Annotated in this window: 18 protein-coding genes; 7 read left to right on the forward strand and 11 right to left on the reverse strand. The window is 73.3% G+C overall.

The window, feature by feature from the left end:
- Positions 1–167: 167 nt before the first annotated feature.
- Positions 168–1,346, forward strand: a complete 1,179-nt coding sequence (gene sucC, locus ACIBI4_RS08810) for an ADP-forming succinate--CoA ligase subunit beta (protein WP_399202933.1) — start codon at positions 168–170, stop codon at positions 1,344–1,346.
- A 21-nt stretch (positions 1,347–1,367) separates the two neighbouring features.
- Positions 1,368–2,252: a succinate--CoA ligase subunit alpha gene (gene sucD / locus ACIBI4_RS08815; protein WP_399202934.1), complete on the forward strand. Its 885-nt coding sequence runs from the start codon at positions 1,368–1,370 to the stop codon at positions 2,250–2,252.
- 93 nt (positions 2,253–2,345) lie between these two features.
- On the opposite strand, the gene ACIBI4_RS08820 is transcribed toward sucD, so the two are convergent.
- On the reverse strand, positions 2,346–4,352 hold the full coding sequence (locus tag ACIBI4_RS08820; protein ID WP_399202935.1) for a helix-turn-helix domain-containing protein: 2,007 nt from the start codon (positions 4,350–4,352) through the stop codon (positions 2,346–2,348).
- 132 nt (positions 4,353–4,484) lie between these two features.
- Between ACIBI4_RS08820 and ACIBI4_RS08825 the strand changes: the two genes are divergently transcribed.
- Positions 4,485–6,197, forward strand: coding sequence for a DUF6350 family protein (locus ACIBI4_RS08825; protein ID WP_399202936.1), 1,713 nt, complete (start codon positions 4,485–4,487; stop codon positions 6,195–6,197).
- Positions 6,198–6,257: 60 nt separating this feature from the next.
- Here the strand turns inward: ACIBI4_RS08825 and purH are convergent, their stop codons facing one another.
- Both purH and purN read right to left on the reverse strand, forming a co-directional pair.
- Positions 6,258–7,847, reverse strand: a complete 1,590-nt coding sequence (gene purH, locus ACIBI4_RS08830) for a bifunctional phosphoribosylaminoimidazolecarboxamide formyltransferase/IMP cyclohydrolase (protein ID WP_399202937.1) — start codon at positions 7,845–7,847, stop codon at positions 6,258–6,260.
- The gene (purN, locus tag ACIBI4_RS08835; protein ID WP_399202938.1) at positions 7,844–8,476 is read right to left on the reverse strand and encodes a phosphoribosylglycinamide formyltransferase; all 633 of its coding nucleotides are present in this window, start codon (positions 8,474–8,476) and stop codon (positions 7,844–7,846) included. Before purN ends, purH begins: the two co-directional genes overlap by 4 nt.
- A 267-nt stretch (positions 8,477–8,743) precedes the next feature.
- Here purN and ACIBI4_RS08840 point away from each other — a divergent pair, with 267 nt between their 5' ends.
- The gene (locus ACIBI4_RS08840) at positions 8,744–9,418 is read left to right on the forward strand and encodes a hypothetical protein (RefSeq protein ID WP_399202939.1); all 675 of its coding nucleotides are present in this window, start codon (positions 8,744–8,746) and stop codon (positions 9,416–9,418) included.
- 7 nt (positions 9,419–9,425) lie between these two features.
- Here the strand turns inward: ACIBI4_RS08840 and ACIBI4_RS08845 are convergent, their stop codons facing one another.
- From ACIBI4_RS08845 to ACIBI4_RS08880, 8 genes are all read right to left on the reverse strand, one after another.
- The gene (locus ACIBI4_RS08845) at positions 9,426–10,391 is read right to left on the reverse strand and encodes a hypothetical protein (protein ID WP_399202941.1); all 966 of its coding nucleotides are present in this window, start codon (positions 10,389–10,391) and stop codon (positions 9,426–9,428) included.
- Between the two features lie 89 nt (positions 10,392–10,480).
- Entirely contained in the window at positions 10,481–11,941 is a 1,461-nt protein-coding gene (locus ACIBI4_RS08850; protein ID WP_399202942.1) for a serine/threonine-protein kinase, read from the reverse strand.
- Positions 11,938–12,693, reverse strand: a complete 756-nt coding sequence (locus ACIBI4_RS08855) for an FHA domain-containing protein (RefSeq protein ID WP_399202944.1) — start codon at positions 12,691–12,693, stop codon at positions 11,938–11,940. Before ACIBI4_RS08855 ends, ACIBI4_RS08850 begins: the two co-directional genes overlap by 4 nt.
- A gap of 102 nt (positions 12,694–12,795) precedes the next feature.
- A complete protein-coding gene (locus tag ACIBI4_RS08860; RefSeq protein ID WP_399202945.1) occupies positions 12,796–14,745 on the reverse strand; it encodes a protein kinase in 1,950 nt (649 codons plus the stop codon).
- 334 nt (positions 14,746–15,079) lie between these two features.
- Positions 15,080–15,493 (reverse strand): hypothetical protein, encoded by a 414-nt coding sequence (locus tag ACIBI4_RS08865; RefSeq protein WP_399202946.1) that lies wholly within the window; start codon positions 15,491–15,493, stop codon positions 15,080–15,082.
- A 140-nt stretch (positions 15,494–15,633) separates the two neighbouring features.
- Positions 15,634–17,049 (reverse strand): serine/threonine-protein kinase, encoded by a 1,416-nt coding sequence (locus tag ACIBI4_RS08870; protein WP_399202947.1) that lies wholly within the window; start codon positions 17,047–17,049, stop codon positions 15,634–15,636.
- Positions 17,046–17,813: an FHA domain-containing protein gene (locus ACIBI4_RS08875; RefSeq protein ID WP_399202948.1), complete on the reverse strand. Its 768-nt coding sequence runs from the start codon at positions 17,811–17,813 to the stop codon at positions 17,046–17,048. Before ACIBI4_RS08875 ends, ACIBI4_RS08870 begins: the two co-directional genes overlap by 4 nt.
- Before the next feature lie 187 nt (positions 17,814–18,000).
- On the reverse strand, positions 18,001–18,627 hold the full coding sequence (locus tag ACIBI4_RS08880; RefSeq protein WP_399202950.1) for a hypothetical protein: 627 nt from the start codon (positions 18,625–18,627) through the stop codon (positions 18,001–18,003).
- A gap of 236 nt (positions 18,628–18,863) precedes the next feature.
- On the opposite strand from ACIBI4_RS08880, the gene ACIBI4_RS08885 reads away from it, so the two are divergent.
- The 3 genes from ACIBI4_RS08885 (at position 18,864) to ACIBI4_RS08895 (ending at position 20,845) form a co-directional block, all read left to right on the forward strand.
- Positions 18,864–19,733, forward strand: a complete 870-nt coding sequence (locus ACIBI4_RS08885; RefSeq protein WP_399202951.1) for a bifunctional methylenetetrahydrofolate dehydrogenase/methenyltetrahydrofolate cyclohydrolase — start codon at positions 18,864–18,866, stop codon at positions 19,731–19,733.
- Positions 19,720–20,196 carry a DUF3017 domain-containing protein gene (locus tag ACIBI4_RS08890; protein ID WP_399202952.1) on the forward strand — a complete coding sequence of 159 codons (477 nt, stop codon included), beginning with the start codon at positions 19,720–19,722 and terminating at the stop codon, positions 20,194–20,196. The genes ACIBI4_RS08885 and ACIBI4_RS08890 overlap by 14 nt, the downstream gene beginning before the upstream one ends.
- Positions 20,197–20,335: 139 nt before the next feature.
- On the forward strand, positions 20,336–20,845 hold the full coding sequence (locus tag ACIBI4_RS08895) for a helix-turn-helix domain-containing protein (protein WP_399202954.1): 510 nt from the start codon (positions 20,336–20,338) through the stop codon (positions 20,843–20,845).

Below are 20,845 nucleotides of genomic sequence, written 5' to 3' on the forward strand. Positions count from 1 at the left end.
AACCTGCGAGACGGACATGCCGCGTCCACGGACACCGTGTACGCACTCCCTCAGTGACAGCGCCGTCACGTTGCCCTTCGCGGCACGCCCACGCAGACAACGAACGCGACAGACGCGAATCGCGATGAACGCGATACCGACGCGACACTGAAAAGGGACGGACGCGCGTGGACCTGTTCGAGTACCAGGCGAGGGACCTCTTCGCCAAGCACGGTGTACCGGTGCTGGCCGGTGAAGTCATCGACACGCCTGAGGCCGCGCGCGCCGCGACCGAGCGCCTTGGCGGCAAGTCCGTCGTCAAGGCCCAGGTGAAGGTCGGCGGCCGCGGCAAGGCCGGCGGCGTGAAGCTGGCGGGCGACCCGGACGAGGCCGTCGCCCGCGCCACGGACATCCTCGGCATGGACATCAAGGGCCACACGGTCCACAAGGTGATGATCGCCGAGCTGTCCCCCGAGATCGAGGCCGAGTACTACGTCTCGTACCTCCTCGACCGCACCAACCGCACCTTCCTCGCCATGGCGTCGGTGCAGGGCGGCATGGACATCGAGGAGGTCGCGGAGAAGACCCCCGAGGCCCTCGCGAAGGTCCCGGTCAACGCCGTCGACGGCGTCGACATCGAGAAGGCCCGCGAGATCGTGGCCCAGGCGAAGTTCCCGGCCGACGTGGCCGAGGGCGTCGCCGAGGCGATGGTGACCCTGTGGAAGACCTTCGTCGCCGAGGACGCGCTCCTCGTCGAGGTCAACCCGCTGGTCAAGACCAAGGACGGTCGCATCCTGGCCCTGGACGGCAAGGTCTCGCTCGACGAGAACGCCGACTTCCGCCAGCCCGACCACGAGGCCCTCGAGGACAAGGACGCAGCCAACCCGCTCGAGGCTGCTGCCAAGGCCAAGAACCTCAACTACGTCAAGCTCGAGGGCGAGGTCGGCATCATCGGTAACGGTGCCGGTCTGGTCATGTCGACCCTGGACGTCGTCGCGTACGCCGGTGAGAACCACGGTGGCGTGAAGCCGGCCAACTTCCTCGACATCGGCGGCGGCGCCTCCGCCGAGGTCATGGCGAACGGCCTGGAGATCATCCTCGGCGACCCGGACGTCAAGTCCGTCTTCGTCAACGTCTTCGGTGGCATCACCGCCTGTGACGAGGTCGCCAACGGCATCGTCCAGGCCCTCGAGCTGCTCGCCTCCCGCGGCGACGAGGTCACCAAGCCGCTGGTCGTCCGTCTGGACGGCAACAACGCGGAGCTGGGTCGCAAGATCCTCAGCGACGCCAACCACCCGCTCGTGCAGCGCGTGGACACGATGGACGGCGCGGCCGACAAGGCCGCCGAGCTCGCGGCCGCGAAGTAAGGGACGAGGGACACCAGAGCCATGGCTATCTTCCTCAACAAGGACAGCAAGGTCATCGTCCAGGGCATGACCGGTGCCACGGGCATGAAGCACACCAAGCTCATGCTGGCCGACGGCACCAACATCGTCGGTGGCGTGAACCCGCGTAAGGCGGGCACGTCGGTCGACATCGACGGCAACGACATCCCGGTCTTCGGGACCGTCGCCGAGGCGATGGAGAAGACGGGCGCCAACGTCTCCGTCCTCTTCGTCCCGCCGGCCTTCTCCAAGGCCGCGGTCGTCGAGGCCATCGACGCCGAGATCCCCCTCGCGGTCGTCATCACCGAGGGCATCGCCGTCCACGACTCCGCCGCCTTCTGGGCGTACGCGCAGTCGAAGGGCAACAAGACCCGCATCATCGGCCCGAACTGCCCCGGTCTCATCACCCCGGGCCAGTCCAACGCCGGCATCATCCCGGGCGACATCACGAAGCCGGGCCGCATCGGCCTGGTCTCGAAGTCCGGCACGCTGACGTACCAGATGATGTACGAGCTCCGTGACATCGGCTTCTCGTCCGCCGTCGGCATCGGTGGCGACCCGGTCATCGGTACGACGCACATCGACGCGCTCGCCGCGTTCGAGGCCGACCCCGACACCGACCTGATCGTCATGATCGGCGAGATCGGCGGCGACGCCGAGGAGCGTGCGGCCGACTTCATCAAGGCCAACGTGACGAAGCCGGTCGTCGGCTACGTCGCCGGCTTCACCGCGCCCGAGGGCAAGACCATGGGCCACGCCGGCGCCATCGTCTCCGGCTCCTCCGGCACGGCCGCCGCGAAGAAGGAGGCCCTCGAGGCCGCGGGCGTCAAGGTCGGCAAGACCCCGACCGAGACGGCCAAGCTGGCCCGCGCGATCCTCGCCGGCTGAGCAGGTTCGCACCCGTAGTACGCCGAAGGCCCGCACCCCTCCTGCCAGGGGTGCGGGCCTTCGGCGTACGCGAGGCCGGAGGCGGGGCGGGGGTTACCCCGGCAGCGGATGAATACGTTCCGGGCCCGCTCCCGGATCGAGCCGCAGCTTCTTGCGCAGTTCCTTCTCCTGGTGGTCCAGGGTCTGCGGGCCGGGCCGCGGCGGCACTCCGGTGACCTTCTGGCCGGGCGCCTGCTCGGGCTCGTAGTCCTTCGCCGACGTGATCCAGGTGATCGCGGACGCCCCGATGATCAGCGCCGTGAACGCGATGGCGGCCCGCGTCCAGAACCGCACCCGCCGCTCGCCCTCGCCGCGCACCGCGGTCGGCCTGCCGGTGCCGAGCTTCTCGGCGCTCGCCAGCTCCTCCAGCCTGCGCTGCAGTTCACCCGGGTCGGACAGCTCGGGCAGCCGCTCGGCGATGACCTCGCGCGCGTGCACCAGACGGTTCGCGGCGGCGGGCGTGCTCGCCTCGGTCTCGGCGGCGGTCTCCGGCAGGTCGAGCCCCACACCGTCGTAGAGCACCAGCGTGCGGCGGTACGAGGGCGGCAGGCTGAGCAGCGTGTCGAGCAGCTTGCGGTCCTCGGGCTCCGCGGGCGGCGCGTCGGGGTGCCGGTGGCCGCGCCGCAGCCGGTGCCACGGCGACAGCGCGTACTCGTACGCGGCCGCCCGCACCCAGCCCACCGGATCACGGTCCTTGGCGACCTCGGGCCACCGCTCCCACGCCTTGTGGAACGCCCGCTCCACGGACTCCTTCGCCAGCGCGCGCCGTCCGGTCAGCAGATACGTCTGCCGTACGAGACCGGGGGCGGTGAACGCGTAGAGGGCGTCGAAGGCCTGAGCGGGCGTCAGGCCCTGCCGCTCGCCGGCTGCCGGGGAGCCGTCCGGTGGTCCGTCCGGTGTTCTGTCCGGAGTTCCGTCCGGATGTCCGCCGGGGGTCTCGTCGAGTACGGCGGTCGGCGCGGCGCCTTCACGGCTTCCGTTGCCGCCCCCGCTCCCGCTCCCGCCCCCGCTCCCGTCGCCGCCGGACGGAACGGGCTGCTGACCGGACCGCGCCCCGCCGCGGTGTTCGTGCTCGGTGCGCGGAACGCCGCTGTGCTCATCGCGCGCGGGGCCGGTCCCGGCGGGCTTGGCGGCCCGCTTGGCCGCCGCCTTCGGCCGGGTCCGCGCCCCTTTGCGGCCCTTGCGCTTCTCCTTGACGAGGTCGACACGGCCGCCGGGCTGGGGGAGCGCGGTGCCATCGGCGGACACCGCGGACTGGCTGAGCTCACCGTGTGCGGCAGGCTCGACGGGCTTCACAGGCATGAGGTGCTCGACAGCCTTTGCAGTTTCGGAGGGCCGGTGGACACGTACGGACCCGCCGTGCGGGGCGGGTGAGGGCGAGGAGGGTGCGGGCGATGTGGACGCCGGCGGTGCCGCCGCCGGGGCGGGGTCCGCGCTCGCGGCGACCTTCGGCGGCTCGGCCTTCGCGGGCGCAGGCTCCCGAGGCGTCTCGGGAACGGGAGTCCGGGCCACGACACCCGGCCGCACGGACGCCGCGGCGAACACGGCCGGGGCCGGCTTGGGCGCCGGAGCCGCGGGCGCCGCGGGCTTGGGAGGTGACGGTGTGGGTGTCGGAGGCGGCGCGGGCTTCGGCTTCGGCTTGGGCTTCGGACGCGGCATGGGGTCCGGCGTCGGCGTGGGCGTCGTGGCCATCGGCGTGGGCGCTGCCTCCGCCTCCGCGCTCACCCGCCGCTTCGCGAACTTGGCGAGGAGCGCCGGTGTCGGGCGGGGCGTCCGGTCAACCTCGCCGCCGGGCCGCTCCTCCTTCGTGCGGCCGTCCGTCGCGCTCGTCCGGCCGTCCTTCGCGCGTCCGTCCGCGCTCGCAGCGCGCCACCCCGCCACCAGCTCCGCGTACGCCTCCCGCGTCCGCCCCCGCGGCGAGGTGCGGCCCGCCTCCCAGGAGCGGACCGTCTCGCGGGTGACGCCGACCTCTTCGGCCACCTGGGTCTGCGTGAGGCCGTTCGCCTCCCGGAGCCGACGGCGTTCGTCAGGGCCGGGCAGCGAGGCGGGGCTCTGCGTCATGTCGGACTCTCCACACCGTGGGCCGTGGCACGGGGCGCGGCAGCTCAGAGCCCCGATAAGTACATAAACGTATATTGAGCGACACTTCGGGCATTCGCCTGTTACGTGAAGAGCGCGCGTGTCGTTGGGACCATGGCGGGCGTGACGCACACGACCGACCGCAGCGCACCGTCCGAAGGTCCGGCGGTGACACCGCAGGCCCTGCTCCACGCCCTCTCCTCGCGCCGCAGAGCGTCGGCCCTCGTGCCCTGCCTCCTCGGCGGCGCGGTCGCCGCGGGCCTCGGTCTCGGCGCGTTCGCCGTCCTGGTGATGGCGTTCTGGATCTCCTCGCCGTACCCGGACAGCGGTGCGGGCGCTGCCCTGAACGTGGCCGCCGGACTCTGGCTGCTCGCCCACGGCACCGAGCTCGTACGGCCCGACACCCTCACCGGCGCCCCCGCCCCGGTCGGCGTCACCCCGCTGCTCCTGCTCGCGCTGCCCGCGCTCCTGGTGCACCGCGCGGCACGCGACGCCGCCGACACGGCGCCGGACGTGCGGACCGCGCTCGGCGGGGTGGCCGGCGGCTACCTCGTGGTGTCCGCCGCCGTCGTCGCGTACGCGAGCGGCGGGCCGCTGTCCGCGCAGGTGCTCAGCGCCGCGCTGCACCTGCCGCTCCTGGTGACGGCCGCCGCGGCGGTGGGGGTGTGGACGGCGTACGGGCGTCCGCGCGGTCCGCTGCCGTCGTACGCGTACCGCCTTCGGGACACCGCGGTCGTACGGGCCTTCGTGGAGCGCAGGGAACAGCTCGCCGTCGCCGGGCGCGCGGCGGCCGCCGGGGTGCTGGTGCTCGTCGGGGGTGGTGCGCTGCTCACGGCCGTCTCGCTCGTACTGCATCTGGACGCCGTGCAGGCCTCGTTCCTGCAGCTGACGGGGTCCTGGTCGGGGCGGGTCGCCGTGCTGCTGCTCGCGGTGGCGCTGGTGCCGAACGCGGCGCTGTGGGGGGCGGCGTACGCGCTCGGGCCCGGGGTGCTGCTCGGGACCGGTCTCGTCGCGTGGCCGCTCGGGGCGCCGTCGGGCGGGCCGTTGCTGCCGTCGTTCCCGCTGCTCGCGGCGGTCCCGTCGCCAGGGGCAGGCCATCCCTTGAACTGGGCGTGCGTCGCGGTTGCCATGCTCGCCGGCCTGACGGTCGGCTGGTTCCCCGCCCGCGCCGCGGCGCCCTCGGGCGGGGAGCCCACGGCGGTCTGGGGGCGCGGGGCGACGGCCCTCACGGTCGGGGCCGCGGCGGGCCTGGCCGGAGTGGTGCTGGGGGTGTTCGCCGCGGTGGCCGGAGGTCCGCTCGGGGGTGGGACCTTGGCGTCGTTCGGGCCGGTGGGGTGGCAGGTCGGGGTGGCTGCGGTGGGGTGGGTGCTGGTTTGCGGGATGCCGCTTGCGTTGGGGGTACGAGCGTGGCGCGGGCGTTTGCCGAAGGTTGCGGAGGCTCCGGCGGAGGCGGAGGCGGCGGTGGATGTGGCTCCCGTACGGCGGTTGCCTCGGTGGTGGCCTCGGCGGGAGGAGGCGGTGGGGGAGGAGCCCGGGTTCGAGCCGTATGACTTCGTGGGGAGTGGCGCACCTTCAGCCCGGCCGGCGTTTGAGGCCATCCGGACGGAGTCCGGATCCGGGGTCCGGGGCGGAGCCCCGGTTTCGGGAAGGGGCGGGGTGGGGGAAGAATGCCCGCCGCAGGCGGACGGTACGGGAGGGGAAGCGGCGGCAGACGGGGCGGACGACACGGTGGACGAGCCACCGGCCGTAGGCACAGCGACCGCCGACCGCACGCGAAGCAAGCCGCCGGCCGACGCCCCCCTCGACGAGACCGGCAACGAGCAATAGCCCAACCCGAAGGGGCCCCCGAAGCCAAAGCTCCGGGGGCCCCTTCGTGCGTGCGACTGCTCAGTGGAAGAAGTGGCGCGTACCCGTGAAGTACATCGTCACGCCCGCCGCCTTGGCCGCCTCGACGACCAGTTCGTCGCGGACCGAGCCGCCCGGCTGGACGACCGCCTTGACGCCGGCCGCGGTGAGGATCTCCAGACCGTCGGGGAACGGGAAGAACGCGTCCGAGGCCGCGTACGCACCCGCTGCGCGCTCCTCGCCCGCGCGCTCGACCGCGAGCTTCGCGGAGTCGACGCGGTTGACCTGGCCCATGCCGACGCCGACCGAGGCGCCGTCCTTGGCGAGCAGGATCGCGTTGGACTTCACCGCGCGGCAGGCCTTCCAGGCGAAGGCCAGCTCGGCGAGGTCCGCGGGGGAGAGGGCGTCGCCGGTCGCCAGCGTCCAGTTGGCCGGGTCGTCGCCGTCCGCCTGGAGGCGGTCGGTGACCTGGAGCAGCGCGCCGCCGTCGACCGGCTTGATCTCGACCGGGTTCGAGGGGGCGTCCGCGCAGCGCAGGACGCGGATGTTCTTCTTGCGGGCCAGGACCTCGACCGCGCCGTCCTCGTAGTCCGGGGCCACGATGACCTCGGTGAAGATCTCGGCGACCTGCTCGGCCATCGCGACCGACACCGGGCGGTTGACGGCGATCACGCCGCCGTAGGCCGACACCGGGTCGCAGGCGTGGGCCTTGCGGTGGGCCTCCGCCACGTCCTCGCCGATCGCGATCCCGCACGGGTTGGCGTGCTTGATGATCGCGACGCAGGGCTCGGCGTGGTCGTACGCGGCACGGCGCGCGGCGTCCGTGTCCGTGTAGTTGTTGTACGACATCTCCTTGCCGTGCAGCTGCTCGGCGGACGCGAGGCCACCGCGGCCGTCGGTGTAGAGCGCGGCCGGCTGGTGCGGGTTCTCGCCGTAGCGCAGCACGTTCGAGCGGTCCCAGGTCGCGCCGAGGAAGTCGGGGAAGCGCGAGTCGTCGGCGGGGGCGTACGAGGACGCGAACCAGGACGCCACCGCCACGTCGTACGACGCGGTGTGCTGGAAGGCCTCGGCGGCCAGGCGCTTGCGGGCCGTCAGGTCGAAGCCGCCCTCGCGGACCGCCGCGAGCACGTCGGCGTACCGCTCGGGGCTGGTGACCACGGCCACCGACGGGTGGTTCTTCGCCGCGGCGCGGACCATCGACGGGCCGCCGATGTCGATCTGCTCCACGCACTCGTCGGGCGAGGCGCCCGAGGCGACGGTCTCCTTGAAGGGGTAGAGGTTCACGACCACCAGGTCGAAGGGCTCCACACCCAGCTCGGCGAGCTGCTCGCGGTGCGCGTCCAGGCGCAGGTCCGCGAGGATCCCGGCGTGCACGCGGGGGTGCAGGGTCTTGACGCGGCCGTCGAGGCACTCGGGGAAGCCGGTCAGCTCCTCGACCTTGGTGACGGGCACCCCGGCCGCGGCGATCTTCGAGGCGGTGGAGCCGGTGGAGACCAGCGCGACACCCGCCTCGTGCAGCCCGCGGGCCAGCTCCTCGAGGCCGGTCTTGTCGTAGACGCTGATCAGGGCCCTGCGGATGGGGCGCTGTGCAGAAGAACCTGCGGAAGAACCTGCAGAAGAAGCGGCGGTCACGGGATGGATACCTTTCGTCCCTCAATGCGGTGGCCGTGCCGGGCGAGCCGCCCCACGACCTCGACGAGCAGCGTGCGCTCGATGTCCTTGATGCGCTCGTGGAGCGCGGATTCGTCGTCCTCGTCCAGAACCTCCACCACGCCCTGCGCGATGATCGGCCCGGTGTCGACGCCGTCGTCGACGAAGTGGACGGTGCAGCCGGTGACCTTCGCGCCGTACGCGAGCGCGTCGCGTACGCCGTGGGCACCGGGGAATGACGGCAGCAGTGCCGGGTGCGTATTGACGACGCGGCCGCCGAAACGGGCCAGGAACTCCGGGCCCAGGATCTTCATGAAGCCCGCCGACACCACCAGGTCAGGGGTGTACGCGGCGGTCGCCTCGGTCAGCGCGCGGTCCCAGTCGGACCGCGTCCCGTAGTCCTTGACGCGGTGCACGAAGGTCGGGAGCCCGGCCTTCGACGCGCGCTCCAGGCCGGCGATGCCGTCGCGGTCGGCGCCCACCGCGACGATCTCCGCACCGAAACCGGGGTCGGTCACGGCGTCGAGCAGGGCCTGCAGATTGGTGCCCGAACCCGATACGAGGACGACGAGCCGCTTCGGCGCGAGCGGCGAGCTTGCGGGGGTGGCCACAGCGGGGCCCTTTCACATCGGGAGCGCCAGAAGCGCGTCAGTGCTTTGTCGCGTCAGTGCTTTGTGCGGTCGTACGAATGCTTCGGTGCCCCGGATACGGGGAACTCTACGAAGCGCCCGACCGTCAGCAACGATACCGGCACACACGAGAGCCCCCACGGGACGGTGGCGTGACCGGCAGGTAGCGTCTGGGGAGCAAGCGCCACCTGACAGCAAGCGCTCCAGCGAGCACACGCTGCAACGACTACCGGGGAAGACGCACACCTGATGCCGGATCGCATGCCCTCGCCCTCGTCCTCGTCGCCGCAGGGCTCGTCGGACACGAAGAAGGACGAGGACAACCCCTTCGCGCCGCCGCCCGAGGGTGCCCCGGAGCAGCCCTGGCGTCCGCGGCAGCCGGAAAGCGACGGCAATGGCGAGGGCGGTGACGGTTCGGGTCCGGGCTGGAGCCCGCGCCAGCCCGGCCGCTCCTCCGGCGGCTTCGGCCAGCGCCCCAACCAAGGCGAGGGCGGCCCGGAGGGTCCGATGCGCGGGATGCGCTGGGACCCGACCGACCCCGCGCAGCGCCGTGCCCGGTATGCACTGCTCGGTGGCATGTGGGCGTTCTTCTTCGGTCTCTTCGGCTGGCCGTACGTGGCGCTGCTGCTCGGCGCGCTCGCCGTCCACTGGGGCGTGAGCGCGCTGCGCGCGAAGCCGCGCACCCCCGACCCCACGCAGCCCGCCCCGCCGGCCGCCGACGGGAAGCCGCAGAAGACGGCCGCGGTGAGCGGTCTCGTCACGGCCGGTCTGGCGCTCCTGATCGTCGCGCTGACCTTCACGGCGCAGCTGGTCTACCGCGACTACTACACGTGCGAGCGCGACGCGAACACGCATGCCGCGCAGCAGCAGTGCGAGGAGCTCCTGCCCAGCCAACTCCGCCCGCTGCTGGGCGAGCAGGACTGACCGGCAGTCACCTGGCGGCGCCCCGCACCCGCTCCAGCGCTTCGAGCCGCATCCGGTTCAGGGCCACGACCTCGTTGAGATACGGGGCTTCGGCGCGGTCGCGGGCATGGCGGCCCGCTTCCGTGGCGGCCTCGGCGAGCCCGCTGCCCCGCGCACACCGCGCCTCGGCGACGGCGGTCGCCTTCCGGGTCCGCGACGAGGCGTCCCGTACCGCCGCGCGTGCGGCCTGCGGGCTCGCGTACGGATGGCCCGCGGTGGCCATGCAGCGCGCCCACTCGGGGAGCGCGGTGCGCCAGGCCCGGGTGCCGGTGACGATGCGTTCCGCCCGCTCACGTCCGCCCTGCGGATGCGCGAGGACGGTCGTGGCGCGGAAGTGGGCGGGCAGGTTCCCGTACAGCCGTGCCTCGGCCTCGGCCCGGCAGCCCGTCGCGGTGCGCGTATGGGTGCTGCCGTCGGGCGCGGTGACACGGATCGCCGGCGCCGGGGCGCCGAGCAGGGCGCGCGCGGCCGCCGGGTCGCGTGGAGCGGCCGGCCGTACGTGCCCCTTCCCGCCGTACCCGTTGCGCGCCGCCCACGCCGGATCGTCCACGACGTACGGGAACGTGCGCAGGGTGTCGGCGCGCACGCGGGGCGGGCGGTACGTGTAGCCCGCCTCGCGCATGCAGCGCGCCGTGAGCGTGGCCGCCGCGCGTTCGAGCCCGGCGAGTTCCTGTGCCGAGAGGTCACGGCCGCCGCGGCAGGCGCGGTACGCGTTGTCGTAGCGGATGCGTGAGTCGCGGTCGAGCGAGGTGCGGTAGTCGGGCCCGGCCGGGTACGGATGTCCGTACCGTTCAAGGCAGCCGGTGGCCTCGGTGGTGAGGGCAGGCTGCGGCTGCCGGGCGGGTTCGGTCTGCGGTGGTGCGGCGGTGCAGGCGACCGCGGCGGCCCCCAGGGCCACCACGGCCGCGCACCGCGAAGCGAAGTTCCGCTTCATGGTGGTGCGTCCCCCCTGCTGCGCCACCCCCCGTGGTGGCGCGAGCCGCCCACGTTAGGGACAGGGGAGCGCTCCCGGTACCTCGCACCTCAGAGGTTGCTCTCCGAGACCGTGGGGCGCGGATGCGCGGTGGTCCGGTCGCAGTCGCGGATCCAGCTGTGCGAGCGCAGGGTGTAGTCGCCCTTGAGATTGCCCTGGGTGTTGACGTTGGTGCAGCCGGCCCGTTCCGTGGTGCGCTTCAGCTCGATGCCGGTCGGCTTGAAGTCCGGACCGCGCCAGTACGCGACGCTGATCCGCTCCGTGAGCTCCTGGTTGTTGTTGAACACCGACTTCACGGGCCGGCCTGCGGCCCAGGCGCATTCGTTGCGGCCGTCGAGCCAGTCGTCGTCGTCCCGGGCCCAGTTGCACATGTTCCCGTTGCCGTTGAACTCGCTGAAGAAGCAGACCTGTCCGGCCGGGCAGCGGTGATAGCCGTATGCGACGGCAGGGGTGTCGGGCGTGGTGGGCCACAGCGCGTACACCGTCGCCGCCGTCGCGAACAGCGCGGCCGCCACCGCGGAGGCCCACAGCGCGCGCCGCGACGGCAACCGCCGCCGCGCCCCGGGCGCCCGCACCCCGTGCACCCGCGCCCGCCGCCTCCGCGCCGCACCCTCGAAGGCGGCGGAGTCCTCGCCCGCGCGGATCCGCGCGAGCAGCCCTTCCGCGTCGAACACCGACCGCTCCCGGTGGCCCGGGGCCAGACAGTCCCGTATCAACTGCTCCCATGAGTCGGGCAGTCGGGGCGACAGCCGCAGCTCCTCCTCGCCGCGCGCATACCGCACCGCCGCGTCCCGCCGCACGGCCGTCGTGCCGCCCGGCAGCGGATACGAGCCGGTGAGGACCACGTGCGCGAGGACGCCGAACGCCCAGATGTCGGCGCTCGGCCGCACCTGGAGACCCCGTTCGCCGAGCGGTGACCACAGCAGCTCGGGCGGCGTGTAGTCCGGGGTCGAGAACGCGGGGGCGTACGCGTGTGTGCCCTCCAGCTCCGCGGCCAGGTTGAAGTCCGCGAGCCGCACCGAACCGTCCGCCATCAGGAGCACGTTGGCCGGCTTCAGGTCGCCGTGCACCCAGCCCGCGTGGTGCAGCTGCGCCAGGCCCTCGCAGATCTGCGTCAGTAGCTTTGCGCCGTGCGCGGGCGGGCCCTCGTCGAGCAGCGCGTCGAGCGAGGACGCGGCCTCCTCGAGGACGAGGACGGCGGCGCCGTCCAGCTCGGGCCGTTCGGCGTCGTCCACCGTCAGCGTCTCGTACATCCGGATCAGCCGCGGGGAGCGCAGCCGGCTCAGCAACTCGACCTCGCGTTCGGCCAGTTCCCGCAGATACGCGGCCCGGCGCGGAGTCTGCGTCCCGGTCGGCAGGAACTTCAGGGCCGCGTGGGCCGGGGTGCCGCCGTCGGTGCGCACGGCCGCGTACACACTGCCGAACGAACCCGTCCCCAGCGGCTCACCGACCTCCCACGGACCGACGCGGTAGCCCGCGGGGACGGTCACGGCGAAGGGTGTGCCCGTCATGAGCGGCCCTTTGCGGTCAGTGCGGCCAGCACGACCAGATCGTCCTCGCGCACGAGGTCGAACCGCAGCGCCAGCGAGACAAGGACCTCCTTCTTGCCGTTGAGGCGCGCGCCCGGACCCGCCGGGTCCTGCGGGGGTTTGATGCGCAGCTTCACCGCCAGGTAGTCGATGTTCCACTGCACCGCCGCACGGTTCGCGCCCGGCCACAGCGGCCGCAGCCGCTCCACCACCTGCTCGACCGTCGGCAGCGGGGCGTGCGGGGCGTCGCGCAGCCGGGGTTCGCACAGGGCGGCGAGCACCGCGAAGTAGCGCTTCGTCGCGTCGAGGCCGAAGGCCGGGGTGGTGGCCGTGCCGCCGAACTCGCCGTCGCCGCGCGGCAGATGGTCGTGGCGCGGCGCCCACACCTCGAACGGAAGCAGCTCACCGGCGGCCGGCAGGACGACCCGCGCGAACTCGAACGGCACGGGCGCGTCGAGCCGCCCCGGCCCGACCTTGATGTGCTCGCCCGCACCCTCCGGGTTCTCCACCACGTACGTCTGGTCGCGGCTGAGGTTGCTCAGCGTCCAGAACGCGCCCTGTGCGGCGATCTCACCGGCCCGCCGCGACACCCCGTGGTGCGCGATGGTCAGATGACGGCCCCCGCCGTCCGGTGTCCGGCCGAACCCGAGCCGTTCGCCCGGTGCGAGCCCCAGCTGGCCGCACGGTCCCGGCCGGTCCGGCGGCACCACGATGATGGTGTCGACCCTGTCCATGGCACGTCCCCCTCGCTGCCCGACAGACAGTCACTCCGTCAGGGTAGGAGGAGCGGGGCTTCCCCGGCAGGTGTTCTCCCGGCCGGGCGTGGCGCCGTGAGATCAGGACGAACTGCGCAGCGCAGCCCAGGTGTTGGGGCCGACCTCTCCGTCCACGTCGAGTCCCTTGGCCGTCTGGAACCGCTTCACCGCGGTCCGGGTGTCCGGTCCGAACTCGCCGTCCACGCCTCCGGCGCCGGTGCTGTAGCCGCGCTTGGTGAGCATGCACTGCACCTGGACGACGCGCTGTCCGGTGTCGCCGTACTCGGTCTGCGCGGTGCCGGAGTAGTACGTGCACTGGGAGATCCAGGGCGGGGTGGCCGGTTTGGTCGCCGTCTTCGTGGGGGCGGGGTCGGGGCTGCTGCCCGAGCCCGAACTCCCGCCGGTGGCGCCCCCGTCGTCCGGGTCCTCGTCGCCGCCCCCGTCCGCGGGCTTCGTCTCCTCGGCGCCGGAACCGCCCGAGGTGCCGCTGCCGCCCTCGTCCTCTTTGTCCTTGGCCTTGCCCGTGTCCTTCGGGCGCGCGGACTCGCCGTCGTCGCCGGGCAGCGGCGGCGCGTTGCCGTCACCGTCGTCGCCGTGGGACGCGCTGCCGGTCGCCACGGGCCGGTCGGCGGCGGTCCGGTCGCCGTCGTCATCGCCCGGCCGCGTCAGGACGAACGCCCCCACCGCCACGGCCACCACGGCCACCGAGGCGACGACGGCCAGGTGGACTCGGCGCCTGGCGGGGGTACGGGACGGGGCTGGGGTCGCGTACTGGCCGGGCGGGGTCCGGGGCGCGTACGCACCGGGTGGGGTCGGCTGCCCGTAGGAGCCCGGGGGAGTCTGCGGGCCGTACGAGACCGGAGCGGCGCCGTAGGAACCGGGCGGCGTCTGCGGGCCGAACGACCCGGGCGGCGTCTGCGGTCCGGGCACGACCGGTGCCCCGTACGCCGCGTGCGGGGTGGCCGGGGTCGGTGGTCCGAAGCCAGGGCCCGGTGCGGCGGGGGCGACGCGGTGGGTCGGGGCGCGGAAGTGGCCGGTCTCCTGGACGGTGGCCCGGGCGAGCACCTCGTACGCCTGCTGCCGTTCGCCTAGCCGCGCGGTCAGGACCTGCGGCCAGGAGGGGCCGGTCAGGTGCCCCGACGCCTGTGCGGTGTGCGCGAGTTGGGCCGACGTGGGCCGCTGAGCCGGCTCCTTCGCGAGACAGGCCGACAGCAGGCCCGCGAGCGCCGGGTCGACCGCCGCCACCTGCTCCATGACCTCGGACTTCGGCGCCTCGAACGCGACGCGGTGCATCACGTCCACGCCCGTGCCGTCACCGAACGGCGCGTACCCGGTGGCCGCGTAGATGACCGTGCCCGCGAGCGAGAACACATCGGACGCGGCCTCGCAGCGGCCCTCGCGCAGATACTCGGGCGCCATGAACGCGGGGGTGCCGACCCGGGATCCGGTGGTGGTGATGGCGCTGGAGTCCGCGGCCTGCGAGATGCCGAAGTCGATGAGGTGCACCCCGCGCAGCGTCAGGATCACGTTCGACGGCTTGAGATCGCGGTGGACGACGCCGGCCGCGGCCAGATCCGTGAGCGCGTTCCCGAGCCCTTCGACGAGCCGCCACACCCCGGCCGCGTCCAGCGGACCGCACTCGCGCACGGCCTGGGCGAGGTCGAGGCCCGGCAGGTACTCGGTGGCCATCCACAGCAGCGAGTCGTCGAAGCCCGTGCCGAGCAACTGCGGCGCGTACGCCGTGCGGACCCGCGCGTGTACGGCCGCCTCGCGCTCGAAGCGGCGCCGGAACTCCGGGTCCTCGGCGTACTCGGAGCGGATCACCTTCACGGCCGCGAGGCCGGGGGAGTCGTCGTGCGGCCGGGCGAGGAACACCCGCCCCATCCCGCCGCTGCCGAGCACCCCGAGCGGTGCGTACGGGCCGATCCGCCCGGGATCCCCGGACTGCAGCGCGCCCGCACCGGCCTGCTCGCGGGCCGTGCTGCCCGCCTCGGGTGTGTACGGCGACATGCCGGTCCGCCGGTCCGTCATCTGGAGTCCCCCGACTCTGTGCTCTGATCCTCGGCTGCGTCCGCGGGGCCGTGTCCAGCGTCCGCAGAGCCGTGTCCTGCGTCCGCAGGCAGCAACGTGGGGGAGATTACTGCCCGTTGGCGGACGACGCGGCCGATTCCGGTACGGGAGCGTGGCCGTCGGCCGGCCGCGGACGCGGGGGCCGCGGCGTCTCAGGGGACGCCGCGGCCACGGTGAGCGCCCCATCCCCCGGCGGGGCGCATCCGTCCCACCGTGCCGTGGCGGCGGCCGGATGGGAACCTGGAACTTTTCAGGGTGCCGACCCGCGCCGACCCGCGCCGGCCCCCTCGTGCGCTCAGGCGCGGGGTGCCTGCCCGGGCGGGGCCGGGTACGCGGCGGCGCCGTAGCCGGGCATGCCGTTCTGCTGCGGGACGGCGGCGGGCACGGCGGCAGGGACGCCGACACCGGCCGCGCGGCGGGCCGAGCCGATGGAGACGGCGGCCGCGCCGACCATCAGACCGAGCCCGGCCAGGGCGCTGACCATGACCTCGTCGGTGCCGGGCGCGTAGTAGGTGTTCGTGCCGAGGGTCTGGCAGGTCTCCTTCGGCGTGGGCCGCTCCGTCGTCCCCGTGTTCACGGTCGTGCACTCGTAGCGGAAACTCACCGGGCTGGTCTTCCCGTTGCTCGCCGATTCGTCGATGGCGTAGCCGAACATGCCGAGCCCGGCGAGCAGAAAGAGGATCTGGAAGGTGCGGGCGACGGGATGCATGGACGGACTCCGGTTCGGGGCAGGCGCGACCGGCCGCGGGCGGCAGGCACATTCGGCCGCCCATGATCCCCGCCCGGCCCGTTCCGCGGTACCTGGAACTTTCCAGGGTCCGGCGCCGCGCGGTCTTCTGTCCTCAGTCCTCAGTCCTCGGCCCCGTCCCCGCAGTGCTCGATGAACTTGTGGGACAGCGGGGCGTACGTGCCCGCCAGGTTGCCCTGGGTGCGCTGGGCCGTGCAGCCCGTGCGCATCCGGGAATTGGGGCGGGTGACGTCCTCGCCGACCGGTGTGAAGTCGCGGCCGCGGTAGTACGCGACACCGCCGCGGCCCGGCTCGTCGCCGTTGTAATAGATCGAGCGGACCGGGGTGTCCTCGGTCCAGGCGCACCGGTCCGTGCCGGACAGCCAGTCGGGGTCGTCCTCGTCCCAGGCGCAGAGCTCCCCCATGCCGTTCTGCTCGCTGAAGAAGCAGACGGAGCCGAGCGGGCAGCGGGCGTAGCCGTAGGCGAGGCCGTCGCCGTCGTCGGGGCGCAGTTCGAGGTACGTGAACGTGGCGGCGGAGAGCAGCGCCACGCTCGCGGCGGCGATCAGGAGCGGACGGCGCAGCCTGCGCCGGCGCGCCGAGGGGCGCCGCGGGCGCGGCGAACGGGCCGTGCCGGTGACGGCCTCGACCCGGCGGAGCAGCGTGGCCGCGTCGAGCGGGGCGCGCCCCGCGTGTGTCGGGGCGAGGCAGTCGGTGACGATCTCCCGCCAGGGCGCGGTGAGTTCGGGCGCGAGGCGCAGCGCGTCGGTGCCGCGCGCATAGCGCGTGGCCGCGTCCACGCGCGCCTCGGTGGTGGCGCCGGGCAGCGGGTATGTGCCGGTGAGGACGAGATGCGTGAGCACCCCGAACGCCCAGATGTCGGCCGTCGGCCGGATCCGCGCGCCGCGCTCGTCCATCTCCGGCCACAGCAGCTCGGGCGGGGTGTAGTCGGGCGTCGCGAAAGCGGGCGCGTACGCGTGCGTGCCCTCCAGCTCGGCGGCCATGTTGAAGTCCGCAAGGCGTACCGAACCGTCCGTCATCACCAGGACGTTGGCGGGCTTGAGGTCCCCGTGCACCCAGCCCGCGTGGTGCAGCTGGTGGATGCCCTCGGCGACCTGCGCGAGCAGCGCGGGCGCCTCGGGCACGGGCCCTTCGGCGAGCAGGTCCTCGACGGACTGCGCGGCCCTCTCCAGGACGAGGACGGTGGCGCCGTCGAGCTCGGGATCCTCGGGGGCGTCGACCGTCAGGGTGTCGTACATCCTGATCAGCCGGGGTGCCCGCAGCCGGCTCAGCAACTCGACCTCGCGCTCGGCGAGTTCGCGCAGATGCCGCAGCTGGCGCGGGGTGCGGGTGCCGGTGGGCAGGAACTTCAGGGCCACCTCGGTCGGCTGCCCGGGCTCCTCGCCTGCCGCCCGCGCCGCGTACACCGTGGCGAACGCACCGGACGCGAGCGGCTCGCGCACCTCCCACGGGCCGATACGGAAGCCCTCCGGCACGACGACGGCGAACGTGTCCTCGCCGCGGGGCGGCCCGCTCACCGCGCGGCCTCGACGGACGCCGGCCCCGAGGCGGTCCCGGAGCCGTCCGTGTCGAGCACCGCGAGGTCGCTCTCACGGACCAGGTCGAAGCGCAGGGCCAGCGACACCAGGGACTCCTTCTTGCCGTTCGCCCGGCGCGCGGCCTCCCCTTCCTCGGTGTCGGGCCGCAGCCGCAGCTTGAGGGTGAGGTAGTCGATGTTCCAGTACACCGAGGTGCGGCTGATCGTCGGATACACCGGCCGCAGCCGCTCCACCAGCTCCTCGACCGTCGGCAGCGGCGCCTGCGGTGCGCCGCGCAGCCGTGGTTCGCACAGCGCGGCGAGCACCGCGTAGTAGCGCTTGGTCGCGTCGAGCGAGAACGCGGGCGTCGTCGCCGGACCCGGCAGCGCGCTGCGGTCGGCGCTGCGGAACGCGTGCCGCGGCGCCCACACGTCGAAGCTCAGCAGATCGCCGCCCGCGGGCAGCACCACCCGCGCGAACTCGAACGGAACCGGGGCGTCGAGCCGCCCCGGCGCGACCTTGAGGTGCTCGCCCGCGCCCTCCGGGTTCTCCACGACGTACGTCTGGTCCGTACTGAAATTGCTGATCAGCCAGAACGCGCGGTGTGCGGTGATCTCCCCCGCGGCCCGCGGCACCCCCTCGTGCGCGATGACCAGCGCGCCCTCCGCGTCCGCCCGCCCGAACGCGACCCGCTCCCCGCTCCCGATCCGGATCTGCCGGTCCGGCTCCGCACCGCCCGGCGGCACCACGATGACACTGAACATGGTGGGTCCCCCTCCCCTTGTGAGGCAGCAGGGTAAGGCAAGCCTCTGTCAGTCCCGGCACCTTTGGGGCGTCCTGGCGGGTTCGGTGCGGACCGCTGAAAACCGTGCCGCATACACGAAAAGGCCGCGCCCCCTCTCGTACGAGAGGGGGCGCGGCCTTGACGAGCGGTCGGTCCGCACGGACGGTTCAGTAGCGCGGACGCGCGAACCAGGCCGTGCCCGAGGGGGTGGCCGGGGCTGCGGTGATGATGACGCCGAAGACCACCCAGATCAGCGGGAAGATCACCAGCGTCGCGAGGCCCGTGTCGATGCCGACGAAGAGCAGGATCAGACCGGCGATCGTGCCGAGCGCCCCGTACACGATGGTGGTCACGCGGATGCCCTGGCCGCCGTTGCCGAACTTCACGCCGAGCGTGATGGAGAGCGCGGCGAGACCCGCGGCGACCAGGGCGAGGACGACGAGCATCCCGGCCGCGGAGTCCGCACTGTCGGACACACCGAAGAGGCCGACGTCGTCCGCGCTGTCGGAGACGTCGTTGGCCACCGCGGCGACGTAGAGATAGGCGAGCGAGAACAGGATCTGGGCCGCCGAGACGATGAACAGGAACACGCGGGCCGTCATGAGGAGGCCCGGCATCGTCTGCTGCATCGCATTGCCGCCGGGGTACCCCGGGTAGCCGGGCTGCTGGGGATAGCCGTAGCCCTGCTGCGGCGGCACGGAGGGCGGTGCCTGCTGCGGATAGCCGTAACCGGGAGCGGCCGGTGGCTGCTGGGGCGGCTGACCATAGGGATTGTTCGGGTCGCCGTAGCTCATGGCGCTTGACTCCTCCGTGGGTCGTGCGGGGACGACGCGGATCGCACAACGGAGGAAGGTCTTGTCGCAGCGGCCGTCCCCCCGGTTACTCCCGCGGCACTGTGTTCCGCCATGGTTCTAGCCCGTCCTTGGCTTGTCCAGCCACATTCCATATGTGACCGGCCAAACCCCTCCGCGGGGTCCCTGCGGCCGGTCCGATTGGAGACCGGGGACCCCGATCGGCGAGGATGGGTCCCATGACCGCCCAGATTCTCGATGGCAAGGCCACCGCGGCCGCGATCAAGGCCGAGCTCGCCGTCCGTGTGGAAGCACTCAAGGCCCGTGGCATCACGCCCGGGCTCGGCACCGTGCTCGTCGGTGAGGACCCCGGCAGCCAGAAGTACGTCGCGGGCAAGCACCGCGACTGCGCGCAGGTCGGCATCGCCTCGATCCAGCGCGAGCTGCCCGCGACGGCCTCGCAGGAGGAGATCGAGGCGGTCGTCCGCGAACTCAACGACGACCCGGCCTGCACCGGCTACATCGTCCAGCTCCCGCTGCCCAAGGGCATCGACGAGAACCGCATCCTGGAGCTGATGGACCCGGACAAGGACGCCGACGGTCTGCACCCGATGAACCTCGGCCGCCTCGTCCTCAACGAGCCGGCGCCGCTGCCGTGCACGCCCAACGGCGTCCTCACGCTGCTCCGCCAGTACGGCGTGGAGATCAAGGGCGCCGAGGTCGTGGTCGTCGGCCGTGGTGTGACCATCGGCCGCCCGATGCCGCTGCTGCTCACGCGCCGCTCCGAGAACGCGACGGTGACGCAGTGCCACACCGGTACGCGTGATCTCTCCGCGCACCTCAAGCGCGCCGACATCATCGTGGCCGCCGCCGGCTCCGCGCACCTGGTGCGCCCGGAGGACGTGAAGCCGGGCGCCGCGGTCCTGGACGTCGGTGTCTCGCGCGACGCCGACGGCAAGATCGTCGGCGATGTGCACCCCGGCGTCGCCGAGGTCGCGGCCTGGATCTCGCCCAACCCGGGCGGTGTCGGCCCGATGACCCGCGCCCAGCTGCTCGTCAACGTCGTCGAGGCCGCCGAGCGCGCGGCCGCGGGCCATGGCGCAGGCTGACGGCGCCGACGGCGGGGCGGTCCCGCCGCAGGAGCCCACGGCCGCGGCGGAGCCGGCGCCCCGCAAGTCCCGCCGCTTCCCGTCGGTCACCGAGGACACCGCGCGCCCCGAGGGCGGCGGCCGTGCCGCGCCAGGCGACGCCCCGGCGCCGGCCCGGCAGTGGCCGATGCTCACGGTGCTCTCCGTGACCGGTCTCGGTCTGCTGGTCACGGCGCTCGATCTGGGCAAGGAGGGCTGGCGGATCGGGATCCTGCTGATCGGTGCCGCGCTGCTCGGCGGTGCGGTGCTGCGCCGTGTGCTGCCGTCGGTCGGGATGCTGGCGGTGCGCTCGCGGTTCACGGACATGGTCACGTACGGCGTGCTCGGCGTGACGATCGTGCTGCTCGCGCTGATGGCCCAGCCGGAGCCGTGGCTGGAGATCCCGTTCCTGAACGAGACGCTCCACTTCACGATCAGCGGTTGAGCCACGGCGCCGTATCCCCGCACACCGCCGCCGGGCCACGGCGCCGTACCTCTGCACGCCCCCTCCGCAAGGGAACCGAATCCCTCACTCCCTCCGTCAGTGGGACAAACCGGTGAAGGTGCCGGCTGGGGGGTGAGCCGTGGGGATCTGGCAGCCGTTGCCGGAAGGTCTTCCGGCCGAAGTGGTGCACTGCGTCGAGCAGTTGAGGGCGCTCAAGGACCGCACGGGACTGAGCCTCGTCGCGCTCGGCGCGCGCACCGCCTACAGCAAGTCCTCCTGGCAGCGCTACTTGAACGGCCAGCAGCCGCCGCCCCGCCAGGCCGTCCTCGCGCTGTGCCGCGTCGCGGGCCTCGACGCCGCGGAGGCGGCGCGCTGCGGGGCACGCTGGGAACTGGCGATGCGGGTCTGGCCGCGGGCGGAGGATCCGCCGGGCGTACGCGATGAGGCCTCCGCGGAAGCCGTCGCCGCGGAAGCCGTGGCCGCGGACGACGACGAGGACACCTTGCCGTGGTGGGTGCCCCAGGACGAACCGCCTTCCGCCCCGCCCTGGCGCCTCCTCGCGTACACGGCGGTCGCGGTGATCGCGCTGCTGCTCGCCGCGCTGCTCTACGTCGTCGCGCAGACGACCGGGCTCCTCGCCACAAGGTGA

Source organism: Streptomyces sp. NPDC050418 (genome assembly GCF_044458745.1).
In the GTDB taxonomy this organism is placed as follows: Bacteria; Actinomycetota; Actinomycetes; order Streptomycetales; family Streptomycetaceae; genus Streptomyces.

Excerpts from the sequence above, each read along its gene's own strand:
- ACIBI4_RS08825 (WP_399202936.1), top strand. The coding sequence starts at position 4,485 with ATGGCGGGCGTGACGCACACGACCGACCGCAGCGCACCGTCCGAAGGT.
- ACIBI4_RS08880 (WP_399202950.1), bottom strand. The coding sequence starts at position 18,627 with ATGAGCTACGGCGACCCGAACAATCCCTATGGTCAGCCGCCCCAGCAG.
- ACIBI4_RS08865 (WP_399202946.1), bottom strand. The coding sequence starts at position 15,493 with ATGCATCCCGTCGCCCGCACCTTCCAGATCCTCTTTCTGCTCGCCGGG.
- ACIBI4_RS08890 (WP_399202952.1), top strand. The coding sequence starts at position 19,720 with ATGGCGCAGGCTGACGGCGCCGACGGCGGGGCGGTCCCGCCGCAGGAG.
- ACIBI4_RS08820 (WP_399202935.1), bottom strand. The coding sequence starts at position 4,352 with ATGACGCAGAGCCCCGCCTCGCTGCCCGGCCCTGACGAACGCCGTCGG.
- ACIBI4_RS08860 (WP_399202945.1), bottom strand. The coding sequence starts at position 14,745 with ATGACGGACCGGCGGACCGGCATGTCGCCGTACACACCCGAGGCGGGC.
- ACIBI4_RS08850 (WP_399202942.1), bottom strand. The coding sequence starts at position 11,941 with ATGACGGGCACACCCTTCGCCGTGACCGTCCCCGCGGGCTACCGCGTC.
- ACIBI4_RS08840 (WP_399202939.1), top strand. The coding sequence starts at position 8,744 with ATGCCGGATCGCATGCCCTCGCCCTCGTCCTCGTCGCCGCAGGGCTCG.
- ACIBI4_RS08885 (WP_399202951.1), top strand. The coding sequence starts at position 18,864 with ATGACCGCCCAGATTCTCGATGGCAAGGCCACCGCGGCCGCGATCAAG.
- sucD (WP_399202934.1), top strand. The coding sequence starts at position 1,368 with ATGGCTATCTTCCTCAACAAGGACAGCAAGGTCATCGTCCAGGGCATG.
- ACIBI4_RS08855 (WP_399202944.1), bottom strand. The coding sequence starts at position 12,693 with ATGGACAGGGTCGACACCATCATCGTGGTGCCGCCGGACCGGCCGGGA.
- ACIBI4_RS08845 (WP_399202941.1), bottom strand. The coding sequence starts at position 10,391 with ATGAAGCGGAACTTCGCTTCGCGGTGCGCGGCCGTGGTGGCCCTGGGG.
- ACIBI4_RS08875 (WP_399202948.1), bottom strand. The coding sequence starts at position 17,813 with ATGTTCAGTGTCATCGTGGTGCCGCCGGGCGGTGCGGAGCCGGACCGG.